Raw genomic sequence first — 16,190 nt, forward strand, 5'->3', positions numbered from 1 at the left:
GCCTGAACCGCCGTGTACGGAACCGTACGCACGGTGGTGTGGGAGGACGGCGGCCGTGAGGCCGCCTCCTACCCGATCCTGGCATTCAAATGCAGGCGTTGGCCTTGTGCGGGAGGGGGCATTGTAAGGCCGGTGCAGCCTGATAGACTGCGGGCGCACTTTTTCACATCATTGCTCAAGGTTCCCCATGATCAAGAAATGTTTGTTCCCAGCAGCCGGTTACGGCACCCGCTTTCTGCCAGCCACTAAGGCTATGCCCAAAGAAATGCTGCCGATCGTGAACAAACCGTTGATCCAGTATGGCGTCGAAGAGGCGCTGGAAGCCGGCTTGACGGAAATTGCCATGATTACCGGCCGCGGCAAGCGCGCGCTGGAAGATCACTTTGACATCAGCTACGAACTCGAACACCAGATCCGCGACACCGACAAAGAAAAGTACTTGGTCGGTATCCGCCGCCTGATCGACGAATGCAGCTTCTCCTACACCCGACAGGTTGAGATGAAAGGTCTGGGCCACGCAATCCTCTGCGGTCGCCCGCTGATTGGCGATGAGCCCTTCGCGGTGGTTCTGGCCGATGACCTGTGCCTGAACCTGGATGGCGATGCGGTGTTGACGCAGATGGTTAAGCTTTATAAGCAGTTCCGCTGCTCCATTGTGGCCATCCAGGAAGTACCGCCTGAAGAGACCCACAAATACGGTGTGATTTCCGGCGAGATGATTCGCGATGACATCTACCGGGTTAACAGCATGGTCGAGAAGCCCAAGCCGGAAGATGCGCCATCGAATCTGGCGATCATTGGTCGCTATATCCTCACCCCGGACATCTTCGATCTGATCGAGCAGACCGAGCCTGGCAAAGGAGGGGAGATTCAAATCACCGACGCGCTGATGAAGCAGGCGCAGAATGGCTGCGTCATGGCCTATAAATTCAAGGGCAAGCGCTTCGATTGCGGCGGCGCCGAAGGCTATATCGACGCCACCAACTTCTGCTTCGAAAACCTCTACAAAACCGGCAAGGCATTCTGATTCAGCTTTCCGCGCGGTAACCACAGCCACCTTCGGGTGGCTGTGTGCATTCAGAGCAACGCCATGTGCTCGGCGCCAGGCCCTAACGGCTGGCCGTAGCTGAATTCAACGTAATGCCCCGCTGGATCACTCACGCCGCAGTAATAACCCACAGGGTAGGCCTCATCGCGTGGCTCCCAGACCAAGCATCCGGCCAGTCGCGCCTGTTCAGCAATGCTATCGACCTGGGCTCGGCTGCCCAGGGCAAAGCCGAAATGGCTGTAATCATCGGCCGCCAATTGACGGCTCTGACCACCTGGCATAAGTACGAAAATAAAGCTGTGTTCCTTGCCTGGCTCGGCCATCCAGACAATCGTTGCGCCTTTGCCCGCCCGCCGATGAATCACCCGCATCGCGCAGAATTGCTCATAAAAGGCCACGCATGCGTCTACGTCAGGCACATGTAACGCTACATGAGTAAGGGTAGGGTGCATCAGCGTTCTCCTGCTGTTTCATATGCTTCAAGCTTAGGCGCTAGCGCCGCTTGGGGTATGCTTGCCGCCTTGCTATGGAGGCTTACATGACCTACGACTTCGACCTGTTTGTGATTGGCGCCGGTTCAGGCGGTGTGCGTGCTGCGCGGTTTGCTGCGGGGTATGGCGCGCGCGTGGCGGTGGCTGAAAGCCGCTACCTTGGCGGAACCTGCGTCAACGTCGGATGCGTACCGAAGAAGCTGCTGGTTTATGGTGCTCACTTTGCCGATGACTTTAAGCAAGCACAGGGTTTTGGTTGGTCGGTCGGTGAGGCCAAATTTGACTGGTCCACCCTGATTACCAACAAAAATCGCGAGATTGAACGCCTCAATGGCATCTACCGTAACCTGCTGGTCAACAGCGGAGTGACCTTGCTTGAGGGCCATGCGCGGATTGTTGATGACCACAGCGTTGAGCTGGACGGTAAGCGCTACAGCGCCAAGCACATCCTGATCGCCACTGGCGGCTGGCCGCATATCCCGGAGATACCGGGGCATGAACATGCGATCGGTTCGAATGAAGTGTTCTTTCTGCAGCAGCTACCTAAGCGTGTGCTGGTAATAGGCGGCGGTTATATTGCTGTGGAGTTTGCCTCGATCTTCAACGGCCTCGGTTCGCACACGTCACTGCTCTACCGCGGTGATTTGTTCTTGCGCGGCTTCGACAATGCCGTGCGTAACCATCTGCAGGAAGAACTGACCAAACACGGGGTCGATCTGCAATTCAACAGCGATATCGCGCGCATCGACAAACAGGCCGATGGCAGCCTGCTGGCCACGCTTAAAGATGGTCGGAAGCTTGAGGCGGACTGCATTTTCTACGCCACCGGGCGTCGTCCAATGCTGGACAACCTGGGCCTGGAAAACACTCACGTAGAACTTGATGAGCGCGGCTATATCAAGGTCGATGCGCAATACCAGAGCAGCACGCCATCAATCCTCGCCATCGGCGATGTGATTGGCCGCGTTCAGCTGACACCGGTTGCGCTGGCCGAAGGCATGGCGGTAGCCAGGCGTTTGTTCAAGCCGGAGGAATACCGCACTGTTGATTATCAGACGATCCCGACCGCGGTATTCAGCCTGCCTAATATCGGCACAGTTGGGCTGAGCGAAGAGCAGGCGAGGGAGGAGGGCTACCGCGTCCAAGTGTTCGAGAGCCGTTTCCGGCCGATGAAGCTGACCCTGACCGAAAGCCAGGAGCGCACGCTGATGAAGCTGGTGGTAGATGCTGACACAGACCGTGTACTGGGCTGCCATATGGTGGGACCGGAGGCCGGCGAAATTGTCCAGGGCCTGGCGATCGCACTTAAGGCTGGGGCCACCAAGCAGATTTTTGATGAAACCATCGGCGTGCACCCAACTGCGGCCGAAGAGTTCGTCACCATGCGTACGCCCGTATCGTCCTGAGGTCAGCATGGCGCAATTGTTCTATCTCGCCGATTTGTTCGGTGTCGCCGTATTCGCCATCACCGGCGCGCTAATGGCTGGGCGAAAGTCCATGGACCTGTTTGGTGTGCTGGTGATCGCCATCATCACCGCCCTGGGTGGCGGTACCCTGCGTGACTTGATTCTGGATAACCATCCGGTCAGCTGGATTCGTAACGACCTGTATATCGTCGTCGCGTCACTGGCGGCTGTTGGTACCGTTGTCTGGGTGCGACTGACGCAGCCGATTCACGAAAAAGGCCTGCTCTTGGCAGATGCCTTTGGCCTGGCTGTTTTTACCGTAATTGGCACCGAAGTCGCCATGCAGCATGACGTTCCCAATAGCACGGCAATCATCATGGGGGTGATGACCGGCGTGGCGGGCGGGGTGATGCGTGATGTGATCTGCAATGAGATTCCGCTGATATTCCAGAAAGAAATCTACGCCACCGCCTGCATAGCAGGCGCCCTGGTCTTTATCGGTATGCGGAGCCTGGATACACCACACTGGCTCGACACCGGTGTGGCCATGCTCACAGTGTTGCTGACGCGCTTGGCCGCCATTCGTTGGCACATTGCCTTGCCCAGTTTCCATTTGCTGGATCGCGATTGATGCCTCTGCTCTGACCAGAGCAGAGGCACCCTGGTCAGAGCGGAGTCAGGCCGCCATACACCAAAGCCTGACTCCAGCAGGCCGGTATGGCTCAGGATTTTGGCGGGGTAGAGCGTCTCAGCCGCAGTGCGCTCACTCGCCGTATTCTATTCATTAAGGCGCAAGTTAATTTAACTCAACTAAATGACTATTTAGTTGAGTTAAATTCATTTTGGACTATTTACGATTGGCTGATTACCGCGATAACGCTACATCCGCGACACCGCACTTCGCCTCTTCACCCGCTTCAGGCCCTAATAACGGGGCAGGGGGCGCATTACCCGAACTGCGTAATCCACTGCTTCAGTATCTCGCTCGGTTAGCGCCTTCTAGCCAATTGACCATGAAATATGTGCTACAGGATGCCGTATACCGCTTGGGCTTCGATGAGCTCGATCTGCATGAGATCCCCTGGCACCTGCTCCAACCCGGGCATATAACTGCACTGGTTGCGGCACTGCGCGAAGATGGTTACGCGCCGAACACCTCATCCTTGTACGTCAATGCACTGCGCGGGGTGATGAATGAGGCCTGGCGACTGAGCTTGATCGACCAGGATCATCTGCTGAAAATCCGCTCGGTGAAGCCCAGCAGTGGCACTCGGATTATCCAGGGGCGCAACCTCAAGCGCAGCTTGATTCGCGAATTGATGGAAGTCTGCGCCGCCGATCCTAGACCTCAGGGGCTTCGGGATGCGGCCATTATTGCAATCTTGTATGGCTCCGGCATGCGTAAGTCCGAATCGGTGAACCTTGACCTCAACCAGGTCGATTTCGCTGAGCGCAGCCTGCGCGTACTGGGCAAAGGTAACAAGGAACTGGTCAAGTACGCGCCAAGCTGGGCATTCGAAAAACTCAATACCTGGCTCGCATTCAGGCGCTCACAGCTGCCTGCAGGCCAAGGTGACGATACGTTTTTGTTTAACCGGATTCGCCGTGGCAGCCACATAACCCGCGAGCGCATTAGCAAACATGCGATCTACTACATAGCCCAACAACGCGGGCTGCAAGTCGGCGTAAAGATCATGCCGCATGATTTTCGCCGTTCATTTATTACCCGCGTGATCGAAGAGCACGACCTGTCTCTGGCGCAGAAGCTCGCGCACCATACGAATATTCAAACAACAGCCAACTACGATGTGCGTGATGAAAACGAACGGCGTCGCGCCATCGACAACTACGGTTTTTAAACAGACGGTTCAACAGATCCACACGACTGATCAGCAACGCAATAACTATGATTAGGCTGCGTCCACATGCCGGATCAGGCGGGTGCCATAGCACCACTTATTAAGGAAAAGCGCGAGGCTATACGGCATTTACTCGCGTTATGTTTTAAAATTCCCGGTTGCCGAAAGAACCGTCATGGCCATAGCCATGAAGGGCTTTCATCATTTCCAAATAAGTGTGGTGAAGATGAACAAGCCTTTCATTTCGCTGTGCCCTGAAATTACTCGGGCACACGCGCTGACGCTGATGGATTGGTTGGAGGATGAGCGCGTTACCTGCTATCTGAGCGATTCGCGTCATGTCTCCCGCTCCATCGAGCAAGTCATCGATCGGACTCAGTTGCCGATCCTGACCCATCTATTCAACCGGGGCGGCCGATTCTTCATGGCCTATGACCGGCATGACACTCCGGTGGGCTTTGTCCGTCTGATCAAGACAGGCTCGAATTGCGAGATAGTCCTGGTCATCGGCGACAGCGCCAAATGGGGCCGAAACCTTGGCCCCCGCACGATCCGCGAAGGCATGAAACTGGCCTTCCTCGACATGCGAGCCGAGAAGCTCATCGCCAAGATCCACCCAGACAATGCGCGTTCGCTGAGAGCCTTTCTGCGCAGCGGTTTTCTGCTTGAGAGCGAAACACCGACATTGAAATCATTCTCCATGACGGCGGGGCGCTATTTGCAGTTCTTGCGCGAAGGTGCCGCTGGCGACTCCACAGGGATCTACATCACTGAAATCGACAAGGCCAGGCTCGAGAGTCTGATCGCGCTCGAACAAGGCCCGGCCGTTGTTGAGCTCGAACACGAGCTTGAGCGAGCCATTGTCGTAAAACCCCAGCAGGTGGCGCGCAATGTCGTCACGATGAACTCTAGGGCCTTGCTGCAACTGGACGACGAAGAGATCGAAGTGGCCTTGGTTTACCCAGAAGACGCGGACAGCAGCGCCGGGAAGCATTCCGTGTGTTCCGACATCGGCGCCGCCATCCTGGGCTATCAGGAGGGAGACGCCATTGACTGGCGGATTTCTGATCGGACCCGGCGGATTGAAATCAGAAAAGTGCTTTACCAACCGGAAGCTGCGGGCGACTTCCACCTGTAATTGCGCCTTTAAGTCGATCAAGCGCGGCCCAAAGGATTTGGGCCGCGCTTGATTGAGCAAACGAACACCCTGCATAGCTATTATTTAACATAATATACATTATGCGAAACCTCTAGATAGGAAAGCAAGCGTACTCCGCTGTGCTTTGCGCCATACACAATCTGCTATCGAGCTTACGGTTTAGAGAAAAACACTTAGGACCGAAAATTAAACGCTTAGCGTTTCGGGGCATGCATTCAGTAACCTCCCCAGCTAAATCACACCGCACTAATGCCACGCCGCTGTAAGTTCAACTGACAATGCCATCGTGTTCGGTTTGGCGATGAACATCGCATCTGCACGAGGCTCATTGCCTGTGCAGTCGCTGCGTAAATTCATCCGCCCGCAACGTCGCTTCTTAGCTTATTCCATAAAATTATTAATGATTTCATTGATATAGAGCTTTTCGGTAATCAGAATGCGCGCCTCGTTAATCCAATTTCATGCGACTTGCTTGCCGCGCTTTTTGACTGTTTTGGAGGTCGCATGTCCGTTACACGCCAGATCTTGTTTGCCCTCGCATTCGGCATCATTACCGGCCTCGTATTGAATACTTGCGCCGGCGCACTGCCTGATGGCAGCGTGGCCTGGCTGGACACTCATTTACTGACCCCGGTGGGCAGCATCTTCCTGCGCTTGCTGCAGTTCGTGGTCGTACCCATGGTGTTCGGTGCTCTTATCCTGAGCCTGACAAATCACGAGCACGGCGCCGCGGTTGGCCGCCACGCTGGTCGCCTGCTGGTTGGTTACGTGCTCACCAGTGCCATAGCGCTCGCACTTGGCATGCTGGTCGCCCAATGGTTGAGCCCGGGTACTGGCGCGGTAAGCCTTGTCAGCCAGGCCCCTGTTGGTCGTCATGCCGATAGCCTGAGTCAGTGGCTGGTCGGGCTGGTGCCGAATAACCCATTCACGGCGTTGGGCAGCGGCGGTTTGTTGCAGGTTATCTTCGCCGCAGCGCTAATCGGTATCGCCATGCGGGCGTTACCGGATGACAGCGCGCCGTTACGCCGGCTGATTCAGAGTGGCTACACCGTCACGCTCAAGGTGCTGGAATTCGTACTCAAACTGGCCCCCTATGGGGTGTTTGCGCTGATCACCTCGGTGATTGCCAGCCAGGGGCTGGACCTGCTTTTGCGCCTCGGTATGTATGTGGCCGGGCTGACGCTGGCACTGGCGCTCATGGCGGTTCTGTATTTGCTGCTGCTGGGCATCGCGGGCGCCCGCCCGCTGGACTTCGTAAAGCATTTTGGCCAGAGCCTGGGCTTCGCTTTTGGCACGGCCAGCTCCGGCGCGACCTTGCCATTGGCGCTTGGCAATGCGCGCAGCTACGGCATGAGTGAATCCTTAGCCAGCTTTGCCCTGCCCTTTGGTACCGCCCTCAAACGCGATGGCGCAGCCGTACTGCAGGGCTTTAATGCGTTATTTGTTGCCCAGTTGTTCAACATCGACATCACCACCTCGTTGTTGATCACGGTGTTCACCACGGGACTGTTGGTGAGCTTCTCCACCGCCGGTGTGCCAGGTGCCGGACTGGTGGCCATCACGACCGTCCTGGGGGCTGCCGGCCTGCCGCTGGAAGGCGTTGCGGTTGTCGCGGGGGTTGATCGCTTTACTGATGGGCTGCGTACCGCCCTCAACGTGATGGGCAACTGCGCCAACGCTGCTTTGCTTGAGCGTCTGGATGGCCGTCGTGCAGCGGCGACTGGCGATGATGGTGAGGCTAAACGCTCAGCGTCTTGAAGGTACTAAAAATGGGTTGGTTAGGCCTGCAGTTCCATGAGGCTGCAGGCCAAGCCAGAGCGGCTTTAAACGCCAGATGGGTTAAAGCTCCCCCCTTGTTTAGAGTGGCGCGCCCTACCCCACATGCTGGCGTGTTTCCGCCAGGCAGCGGTTAAACCTGCAACAGCACTCGGCCGCGGCTCGGGCAGGTTTCCATATAGCGATGGGCGGCGATCACATCGTCGAAGCTGAAGACCTTGTCGATCAGTGGCTTGATCAAACCATCGGTTGTCAGCTGATTAATACCTTGCACAGCCTTGGCCACGGCTACCTGATCTTGCGGAATATTCAGCTCCTCCTTGCCGGTGAAGTTGCCGATGCAATGGACGAAGAACTGAATATTCTTCTGGAACGCCGCACAGGCTGGGAAAGGTGTTTCATTGCCACCTTGCAGATCGAACAGGATCAGCCGACCACGCGGTGCGATGGCATCACCCAGCAGGCACATTTGTGGCCCACCCAAGGCGTCCATCACCACATTAACGCCACGCCCATCCGTGAGTTTACTGACGCGGCTCACCAGATCCTGCTCCTCGGTAAGGATGATGTGATCGGCGCCCAGCTGTTTAAGAAACTCGCTGTCTTCGGCATAGGCTGTGGCGGCGATAACGTGGGCACCCAAGGCTTTGCCCATCTGCACAATATACGGCCCCCAGCAGCGGCTGGCGGCGGTTACCAAGACCGTTTCACCCGGCTGCAGATGCGCCAGTTCAACAAAACCGAGCCAGCCCACCATCGATGGCAGATAGTGCACGGCCGCCTGTTGCACGGTCAGATTAGCGGGGTAACGGACCAGAGAGCTGCGCGGTAAAACCACGTGCTCGGCGTAGCTGGGATAGCGATTGGCGCTGTGCCCTGGGAAGCTGGCAACCCGATCGCCCACGGCCAGATCACTGACCCCATCGCCAACCGCCAACACCACACCGGCGACTTCATGGCCGAGGCCAGCAGGCAACTGTGCCAGCGTAGGTGCCAGGTTCTGCCGCCAGAGTACGTCGTGCCAGCTGACGCCCACGGCTTCAACACCGACTAGCACTTCGCCCGCTGCCGGTGCAGGGACGTTACGCTCTTCGATCTTGAGGACATCAGCCTCACCAAACTCATGGAAACGCACTATGCGGGACATCGCAAACCTCTTCGGTTGACCCATTCAGGTCGTGGTAACTGGTACGCAGGTGTGCGCTAAACAATTACAGGCGACCGCTTATGGCCACGGACTTTATCCGGGCCTGGCCAGCAATTCCACCGCTCGGGGCTTATATTCACCATGCTTGTCGATGATGATGCGGCGCCAGCGTTTGATTTGCGTCTGCATATTGCCTGTAAGCGGCATTCAGCATTAGCCTGACTCGCGTAAAACCGCAGCCACTCGATAATGGACACCGGATGAACCGTAACGATCTTCGCCGCGTCGATCTCAACCTGCTGATCGTCTTTGAAACGCTGATGCATGAACGCAGCGTAACCCGTGCGGCGGAAAAACTGTTTCTCGGTCAGCCTGCCATCAGCGCTGCCCTCGCCCGTCTGCGCAGCTTGTTTGATGATCCGTTGTTTGTACGCACCGGCCGCAGCATGGAGCCAACTGCACGGGCCATGGAAATTGCCGCCCTGCTCTCACCGGCGCTGGATTCAATTTCCACTGCCGTCAGCCGCGCCGCTGAATTTCATCCAGCCACCAGTAATGCCGTGTTTCGCATTGGCCTGTCAGATGACGTCGAGTTTGGACTGCTGCCGCCCCTGATCAAGCGGCTGAGGGCTGAAGCGCCTGGTGTGGTGCTGGTGATTCGCCGCACCAATTACTTGTTGATGCCGGCTCTGCTGGCCTCCGGGGAAATTTCCGTCGGCGTTGCCTATACCGAAGAGCTGCCGGCCAACGCCAAGCGCAAGGTACTGCGCCGCAGCAAACCAAAACTGCTGCGCGCCGACAGTGCCCCGGGCGCGCTTAGCCTGGATGATTACTGCGAGCGCCCGCACGCGCTGGTGTCGTTTGCCGGCGACCTCAGTGGTTTTATTGATGTGGAATTGGAAAAACTAGGGCGTACGCGCCGCGTGGTGATCGCCCTTCCCCAGTTCAATGGCCTGGGCACCCTACTTGCCGGCACCGACATAATCGCCACCGTACCGGACTACACTGCGGCAGCACTTAGTGCGGCGGGTGGTGTGCGCGCTGAAGAACTGCCTATACCGGCGAAAACCTTTGAACTGCACATGGCCTGGCGCGGCGCCCAAGACAATGATCCCGCCGAGCGTTGGCTGCGCTCGCGTATCCAGATGTTCTGCGGCGATCCCGATAGCGTTGAGTAGGTCGGCTAAGCACAGACCACGGCATTGCTCACATATGCGTTTGTCGATACAAGCCTGTAGATAATCAATCTGATTGATACATACCTTCGAATCGTTCGATTCGTCGCAATAGAGCCCTCGCTGCAGACTCCGCCTCCTCAAAACACCCTCTGGCGGAAGTACACATGGAACAGTCCAATAAGAACCTCTGGCATTTCCCCCTCGCCCTTGCCGCGGTGCTGGTAGTGAGCGCCTGCGGCAAAGCACCTGAAAGTGCACAGCAAATGCCTGCAGCCAAAGTCAGCGTGGCCGACGTTATCGAACAGCCGATCAATGAGTGGGACGAGTTCACCGGCCGACTGGAAGCGCCAGAATCAGTCGATATTCGCCCACGTGTATCCGGTTTCGTTGACCGCGTAGCCTTCAACGAAGGCAGCCTGGTGAAGAAAGGCGACCTACTGTTCCAGATCGACCCGCGGCCGTTCCAAGCCGAAGTCAAACGCCTTGAGGCGCAACTGCAACAAGCCCGCGCCAGTTTTGCGCGCACCCAAAGTGAAGCCCGTCGCGGCGAGCGTTTGCGCCAGAGCAACGCCATCTCTGCCGAGCTCGCCGATGCCCGCGCAAGCGCTGCGGCAGAGGCCAAGGCCGCTGTAGAGGGCATCCAGGCAGAACTGGATAACGCCCGCCTCAACCTCAGTTTTACCCGGGTTACCGCGCCGATTGATGGCCGCGTCAGCCGTGCGGAAATCACCGAAGGCAACCTGGTCAATGCCGGGCAAAGCCTGCTCACCACCCTGGTCAGCACCGACAGGGTTTACGCCTATTTCGATGCCGATGAGCGCGTGTTCCTCAAATACGTCGAGCTGGCGCGCCAGGCCGGCGGCCAGACCCGCGATGCCAGCCCGGTGTACCTCGGCCTGTCCAGCGAAGACGGCCACCCACACCTCGGCGAGCTGGATTTTCTCGACAACCAGGTCAACCCGCAAACCGGCACTATTCGTGGCCGTGCGGTGTTCGACAACCGTGATGGGCGCTTCACCCCTGGCCTCTATGCCCGCCTAAAGCTGGTCGGCAGCGGTCAGTACGCTGCTGCGCTGATCAAGGACGAAGCAGTCGGTACGGACCTGGGCAAGAAGTTCGTATTGGTACTCGATAAGGACAACGCCGTGCAGTACCGCGCCGTTGAGCTGGGGCCGAAGCTGGAAGGCCTGCGCATCGTGCGCAGCGGTTTGGCCAAGGGCGAGAAGATCGTGGTTAACGGTCTGCAACGCGCGTTCCCCGGCTCCACGGTTGATCCGCAAAGCGTACCCATGGCCGATGAAAAGACCCAAGCGCTGCTGACCGAACAACGTCAGGCCATCGAACGCCAGAACAGCCGCCGGGTTGCTGCGAAAAACAGCCCCGCCAGCACTGCGCCACGCGGCTAATAGGTAGAAGACCATGAATTTCTCGCAATTCTTTATTCAGCGGCCGATCTTCGCCGCCGTGCTGTCACTGCTGATCCTGATCAGCGGTGCCATCTCGCTGTTCCAGCTGCCGATCAGCGAATACCCGGAAGTGGTACCGCCTACCGTGGTGGTACGCGCCACCTTCCCCGGAGCCAACCCCAAGGTGATCGGCGAAACTGTCGCCTCGCCGCTGGAACAGGCGATTACCGGTGTGGAAGGCATGCTTTATATGTCGTCCCAGGGTACTGCCGACGGCAAGATGACCCTGACCCTGACCTTTGCCCTCGGCACCGATCTGGACAAAGCCCAGGTGCAGGTGCAGAACCGCGTCACCCGCACCATGCCGACCCTGCCCACTGAAGTGCAGCGCCTCGGCGTGACCGTCGACAAGGCATCGCCCGACCTGACCATGGTTGTGCACTTGACCTCGCCGGACGACCGTTACGACATGCTGTATCTTTCCAACTACGCCGCGCTGAATATCAAGGATGAGCTGGCGCGCCTGGATGGCATCGGTGATGTGCAACTGTTCGGCCTCGGTAACTACTCGCTGCGCGTCTGGCTCGATCCGAACAAGGTGGCTTCGCGCAACCTGACTGCAGCGGACGTGGTCAACGCCATCCGCGAGCAGAACCGTCAGGTCGCAGCCGGTTCCCTCGGTGCGCCGCCGTCCGATGCGGGCAACAGCTTCCAGTTGTCGATCAACACCCAGGGCCGTTTGGTCACTGAGGAAGAGTTCGAAAACATCATTATCCGCGCTGGTGAAAACGGCGAAATTACTCGCCTGAAGGACATCGCACGGATCGAACTGGGCTCCAGTCAGTACGCCCTGCGCTCCTTGCTGAATAACAAACCCGCAGTCGCCATCCCGGTATTCCAGCGCCCCGGCTCCAACGCCATCGAGATTTCCGATGCGGTGCGTGAACGCATGGCCGAGTTGAAGCAGAGCTTCCCCCAGGGCGTGGATTACGAAATCGTCTATGACCCGACCATCTTCGTGCGTGGTTCCATCGAGGCGGTGGTACATACCCTGCTCGAAGCCATCATCCTGGTGGTGCTGGTGGTGATCCTGTTCCTGCAAACCTGGCGCGCCTCGATCATCCCGCTGGCCGCCGTGCCGGTGTCCTTGATCGGCACCTTTGCCGTGATGCATATGTTCGGTTTCTCGCTCAACGCGCTGTCGCTGTTCGGCCTGGTGCTGGCCATCGGCATCGTGGTGGACGACGCCATCGTCGTGGTGGAAAACGTCGAACGGAATATCGGCTTGGGCAAAACCCCGCTGGAAGCCACCAAGCAGGCGATGAAGGAAGTAACCGGGCCCATCGTCGCCACGGCCCTGGTGCTGTGCGCGGTGTTTATTCCCACGGCCTTTATCTCCGGGCTTAGCGGGCAGTTCTATCAACAGTTCGCCCTGACCATTGCCATTTCCACGGTGATCTCGGCGATCAACTCGCTGACCCTGTCCCCTGCCCTGGCCGCCGTGTTGCTGAAAAGCCACGACGCGCCGAAGGATCGCTTCTCCAAGCTGCTCGACAAGCTGTTTGCCGGCTGGTTGTTCAAGCCGTTCAACCGCGCATTTGATCGTGCCAGCCATGGCTATGTCGGCACTGTGAAACGCGTGCTGCGCGGCAGCGGCATCGCCCTGTTCGTCTATGCCGGGCTGATGGGCCTGACCTACCTGGGCTTTGCCACCACACCGAGCGGCTTCGTACCAGCGCAGGACAAGCAGTATCTGGTGGCCTTCGCTCAACTGCCGGATGCGGCGACCCTGGATCGCACCGAAGATGTGATGAAGCAGATGTCGGAAATCGCCGGCAAGCACCCTGGCGTGGCCAACACCATCGCCTTCCCGGGCCTGTCGATCAACGGCTTCACCAATAGCCCGAACAGCGGCATCGTCTTCGTCGCCCTGAAAGATTTTGATCAGCGCAAAGACGAAAGCATGTCCGCCGGGGCCATTGCCGCCGAGCTTAACGGCCAGTTCGCGGGTATTCAGGAAGCCTATCTGGCGATCTTCCCGCCACCACCGGTACAAGGTCTGGGCACCATCGGCGGCTTCCGCTTGCAGGTGCAGGACCGTGGCAACCTCGGTTATGACGAGCTGTATCTGCAAACCCAGAACGTTATCGCCAAGGCGCGCCAGCTGCCGGAACTGGACCCTATGTCAGTGTTCACCAGCTATCAGGTCAACGTGCCGCAGATCGATGCTGCCATCGACCGCGAAAAGGCCAAGACCCATGGCGTGGCGATCAGCGACATCTTCGACACCATGCAGATCTATCTCGGTTCGCTGTACGCCAACGACTTCAACCGTTTTGGCCGTACCTATCAGGTCAACGTGCAGGCCGAGCAGCAGTTCCGCCTGGAACCGGAGCAGATTGGCCAGCTCAAGGTGCGTAACAACCGTGGCGAAATGGTCCCGCTGTCGGCCTTCCTTAAGGTCAGCGCCAGCTCAGGTCCGGATCGGGTGATGCACTACAACGGCTTCCTCACCGCCGAAATCAACGGCGCTGCAGCCCCCGGCTACAGCTCCGGCCAGGCCGAGGCGGCGATTGCCAAACTGCTCAAGGAAGAACTGCCGACGAGTATGAGCTTTGAATGGACCGACCTGACCTACCAGCAGATCCTTGCCGGTAACAGCGCGATCTTTATCTTCCCGCTCTGCGTGCTGCTGGCCTTCCTGGTGCTGGCTGCTCAGTACGAAAGCTGGAGCCTGCCGCTGGCGGTGATCCTGATCGTGCCGATGACTCTGCTGTCAGCCATCACTGGGGTAATCCTGGCGGGAGGCGACAACAACATCTTTACCCAGATCGGATTGATCGTACTGGTGGGATTGGCCTGTAAGAACGCCATCCTGATCGTCGAGTTCGCCAAGGAGAAACAGGAAGAAGGCATGGACCGCGTCAGCGCGGTGCTGGAAGCCTGCCGCCTGCGTCTGCGGCCGATTCTGATGACCAGCTTCGCCTTTATCATGGGTGTGGTGCCGCTGGTGTTGTCCTCCGGTGCCGGCGCGGAAATGCGCCATGCCATGGGCGTCGCGGTGTTCAGCGGCATGCTCGGCGTGACCTTCTTCGGCCTGCTGCTGACTCCACTGTTCTATGTGCTGATCCGCGCCTTTGTGGAGAAGCGCGAAGCGCAGAAAGCGGCCCGTTTGCAGGAGGTGCAAGCATGATCGCCCTTTACAGATCGTTCCCACGCTCCAGCGTGGGAACGCCGCCCAGGACGCTCCGCGCCCGCAGTCTGAAACCCCTGGGTATCAGCCTGCTGACCCTGGCACTCACGGCCTGCGCCGTCGGCCCGGACTACCAAGCTCCACAGATGGATGCCGGCACACTGAGCAGCGCGCAAAGCAGCAGCTACGACCGCTCACGCTTTGAAGCCAGCTGGTGGGAGCAGTTTGACGACCCGACCCTCAACCAACTGGTGCAACAGTCGCTGCAGGAAAACCGTCAACTGCGCGTGGCCTTTGCCCGCCTGCTGGCGGCCCAGGCCATCCGTGATGACATCGGCAACGATCAGTTGCCGACCGTCACCAGCCGCGCCAGTGGTGAATTTGGCAAAGCCCAGCAACCCGGCGTAACCGAGCAGCGCGTGCGCGGCGAACGTTACGACCTGGGCCTGGACATGCTCTGGGAGCTGGATCTGTTTGGTCGCATCCAGCGCCAACTGGAAGCCAGCGATGCCGAGTTGGATGTAGCAGAAGCCGATTACCAACAGCTGCAGGTCAGTCTGATCGCTGAACTGGTCGATGCCTACGGTAGCCTGCGCGGCGCGCAACTGCGTGAACGCATCGCCCGCGCCAACCTGAAAAACCAGCAGGAATCCCGCGCCATTACCGAGCAACTGCGTGAGGCCGGCGTCGGTAGTCAGCTGGATGTGCTACGCAGCGATGCGCGTCTGGCCGGCACTGAAGCCAGCCTGCCGCAACTGCAGGCCGAACAGCAGCGCGCCAAGCACCGCATCGCCACCCTGCTCGGCCAGCGCCCTGATCAATTGAGCGTGGACCTCTCTGCTCAGGACCTGCCTGCCATTGCCAAAGCACTACCGGTTGGCGACCCCGGCGAGTTGCTGCGTCGCCGTCCAGATATCCGCGCCGCCGAACGGCAACTGGCCGCCGCTACCGCCAATATTGGCGTGGCCACGGCGGATCTGTTTCCACGGGTGAGTTTGTCCGGCTTCCTCGGCTTTACCGCCGGGCGTGGTTCGCAGCTGGGTTCATCGGCGGCGCGAGCCTGGGGTATCGCCCCGACCATCAGCTGGGCAGCGTTTGACTTGGGCAGCGTGCGTGCACGCCTGCGTGGGGCCGAAGCCGAAGCTGATGGCGCGCTGGCCAACTATGAACAGCAGGTGCTGCTGGCTCTGGAGGAGTCCGCTAACGCATTCAGTGATTACGGCAAACGCCAACAGCGGCTGCTCGCCCTGCTACGCCAATCAGACGCAAGCCGCGCCGCAGCCGAACAAGCCCGCGTGCGCTACCGCGAAGGTGAAGTGGATTTCTTGGTACTGCTGGATGCCGAACGTGAACGCCTCAGCGCCGAAGACGCCCAAGCACAGGCGGAGGTCGAGCTGTATCGCGCGATTGTCGCTATTTACAAGGCGCTTGGCGGGGGCTGGGAGCCTAACGCTTAACACTGTTTTTCAGAATTGGCTGGCTAAGCCAGCCAATTTCTCGCCCCAAGGCAGTTGCTCCTTGCCGTGG

Annotated in this window: 12 protein-coding genes; 10 read left to right on the top strand and 2 right to left on the bottom strand. The window is 58.6% G+C overall.

The window, feature by feature from the left end; genetic code table 11:
- Positions 1 to 187: 187 nt before the first annotated feature.
- Positions 188 to 1,027, top strand: coding sequence for a UTP--glucose-1-phosphate uridylyltransferase GalU (galU, locus tag N1078_RS01890; RefSeq protein WP_274086514.1), 840 nt, complete (start codon positions 188 to 190; stop codon positions 1,025 to 1,027).
- Positions 1,028 to 1,077: 50 nt separating this feature from the next.
- Here galU and N1078_RS01895 read toward each other — a convergent pair whose 3' ends face one another.
- Positions 1,078 to 1,500 carry a VOC family protein gene (locus N1078_RS01895; RefSeq protein WP_274086515.1) on the bottom strand — a complete coding sequence of 141 codons (423 nt, stop codon included), beginning with the start codon at positions 1,498 to 1,500 and terminating at the stop codon, positions 1,078 to 1,080.
- A gap of 86 nt (positions 1,501 to 1,586) precedes the next feature.
- Between N1078_RS01895 and gorA the strand changes: the two genes are divergently transcribed.
- The 5 genes from gorA (at position 1,587) to N1078_RS01920 (ending at position 7,721) form a co-directional block, all read left to right on the top strand.
- Positions 1,587 to 2,945, top strand: coding sequence for a glutathione-disulfide reductase (gene gorA / locus N1078_RS01900; protein ID WP_274086516.1), 1,359 nt, complete (start codon positions 1,587 to 1,589; stop codon positions 2,943 to 2,945).
- A gap of 7 nt (positions 2,946 to 2,952) precedes the next feature.
- A complete protein-coding gene (locus N1078_RS01905; RefSeq protein ID WP_274086517.1) occupies positions 2,953 to 3,576 on the top strand; it encodes a trimeric intracellular cation channel family protein in 624 nt (207 codons plus the stop codon).
- A 382-nt stretch (positions 3,577 to 3,958) separates the two neighbouring features.
- A complete protein-coding gene (locus N1078_RS01910; protein ID WP_274086518.1) occupies positions 3,959 to 4,804 on the top strand; it encodes a site-specific integrase in 846 nt (281 codons plus the stop codon).
- A 175-nt stretch (positions 4,805 to 4,979) separates the two neighbouring features.
- Positions 4,980 to 5,942, top strand: coding sequence for a bifunctional GNAT family N-acetyltransferase/nucleoside diphosphate kinase regulator (locus N1078_RS01915; protein ID WP_274086519.1), 963 nt, complete (start codon positions 4,980 to 4,982; stop codon positions 5,940 to 5,942).
- Between the two features lie 525 nt (positions 5,943 to 6,467).
- Positions 6,468 to 7,721: a dicarboxylate/amino acid:cation symporter gene (locus tag N1078_RS01920; RefSeq protein WP_274086520.1), complete on the top strand. Its 1,254-nt coding sequence runs from the start codon at positions 6,468 to 6,470 to the stop codon at positions 7,719 to 7,721.
- 151 nt (positions 7,722 to 7,872) lie between these two features.
- Here N1078_RS01920 and N1078_RS01925 read toward each other — a convergent pair whose 3' ends face one another.
- Positions 7,873 to 8,886 (bottom strand): zinc-dependent alcohol dehydrogenase family protein, encoded by a 1,014-nt coding sequence (locus N1078_RS01925; RefSeq protein ID WP_274086521.1) that lies wholly within the window; start codon positions 8,884 to 8,886, stop codon positions 7,873 to 7,875.
- Between the two features lie 260 nt (positions 8,887 to 9,146).
- On the opposite strand from N1078_RS01925, the gene N1078_RS01930 reads away from it, so the two are divergent.
- The 4 genes from N1078_RS01930 to N1078_RS01945 all read left to right on the top strand — a co-directional run bounded on the left by N1078_RS01930 (position 9,147) and on the right by N1078_RS01945 (position 16,120).
- Complete coding sequence (locus N1078_RS01930) at positions 9,147 to 10,064, top strand: LysR family transcriptional regulator (protein ID WP_274086522.1); 918 nt, start codon at positions 9,147 to 9,149, stop codon at positions 10,062 to 10,064.
- Positions 10,065 to 10,228: 164 nt separating this feature from the next.
- Complete coding sequence (gene mexE, locus N1078_RS01935) at positions 10,229 to 11,470, top strand: multidrug efflux RND transporter periplasmic adaptor subunit MexE (protein ID WP_274086523.1); 1,242 nt, start codon at positions 10,229 to 10,231, stop codon at positions 11,468 to 11,470.
- 13 nt (positions 11,471 to 11,483) lie between these two features.
- A complete protein-coding gene (locus N1078_RS01940) occupies positions 11,484 to 14,663 on the top strand; it encodes an efflux RND transporter permease subunit (RefSeq protein ID WP_274086524.1) in 3,180 nt (1,059 codons plus the stop codon).
- On the top strand, positions 14,660 to 16,120 hold the full coding sequence (locus N1078_RS01945; protein WP_443218078.1) for an efflux transporter outer membrane subunit: 1,461 nt from the start codon (positions 14,660 to 14,662) through the stop codon (positions 16,118 to 16,120). The genes N1078_RS01940 and N1078_RS01945 overlap by 4 nt, the downstream gene beginning before the upstream one ends.
- The last annotated feature ends 70 nt before the right edge of the window (positions 16,121 to 16,190 follow it).

Origin of the sequence: Pseudomonas sp. MIL19 (genome assembly GCF_028680365.1) — a bacterium.
GTDB lineage: Bacteria > Pseudomonadota > Gammaproteobacteria > Pseudomonadales > Pseudomonadaceae > Aquipseudomonas > Aquipseudomonas spirodelae.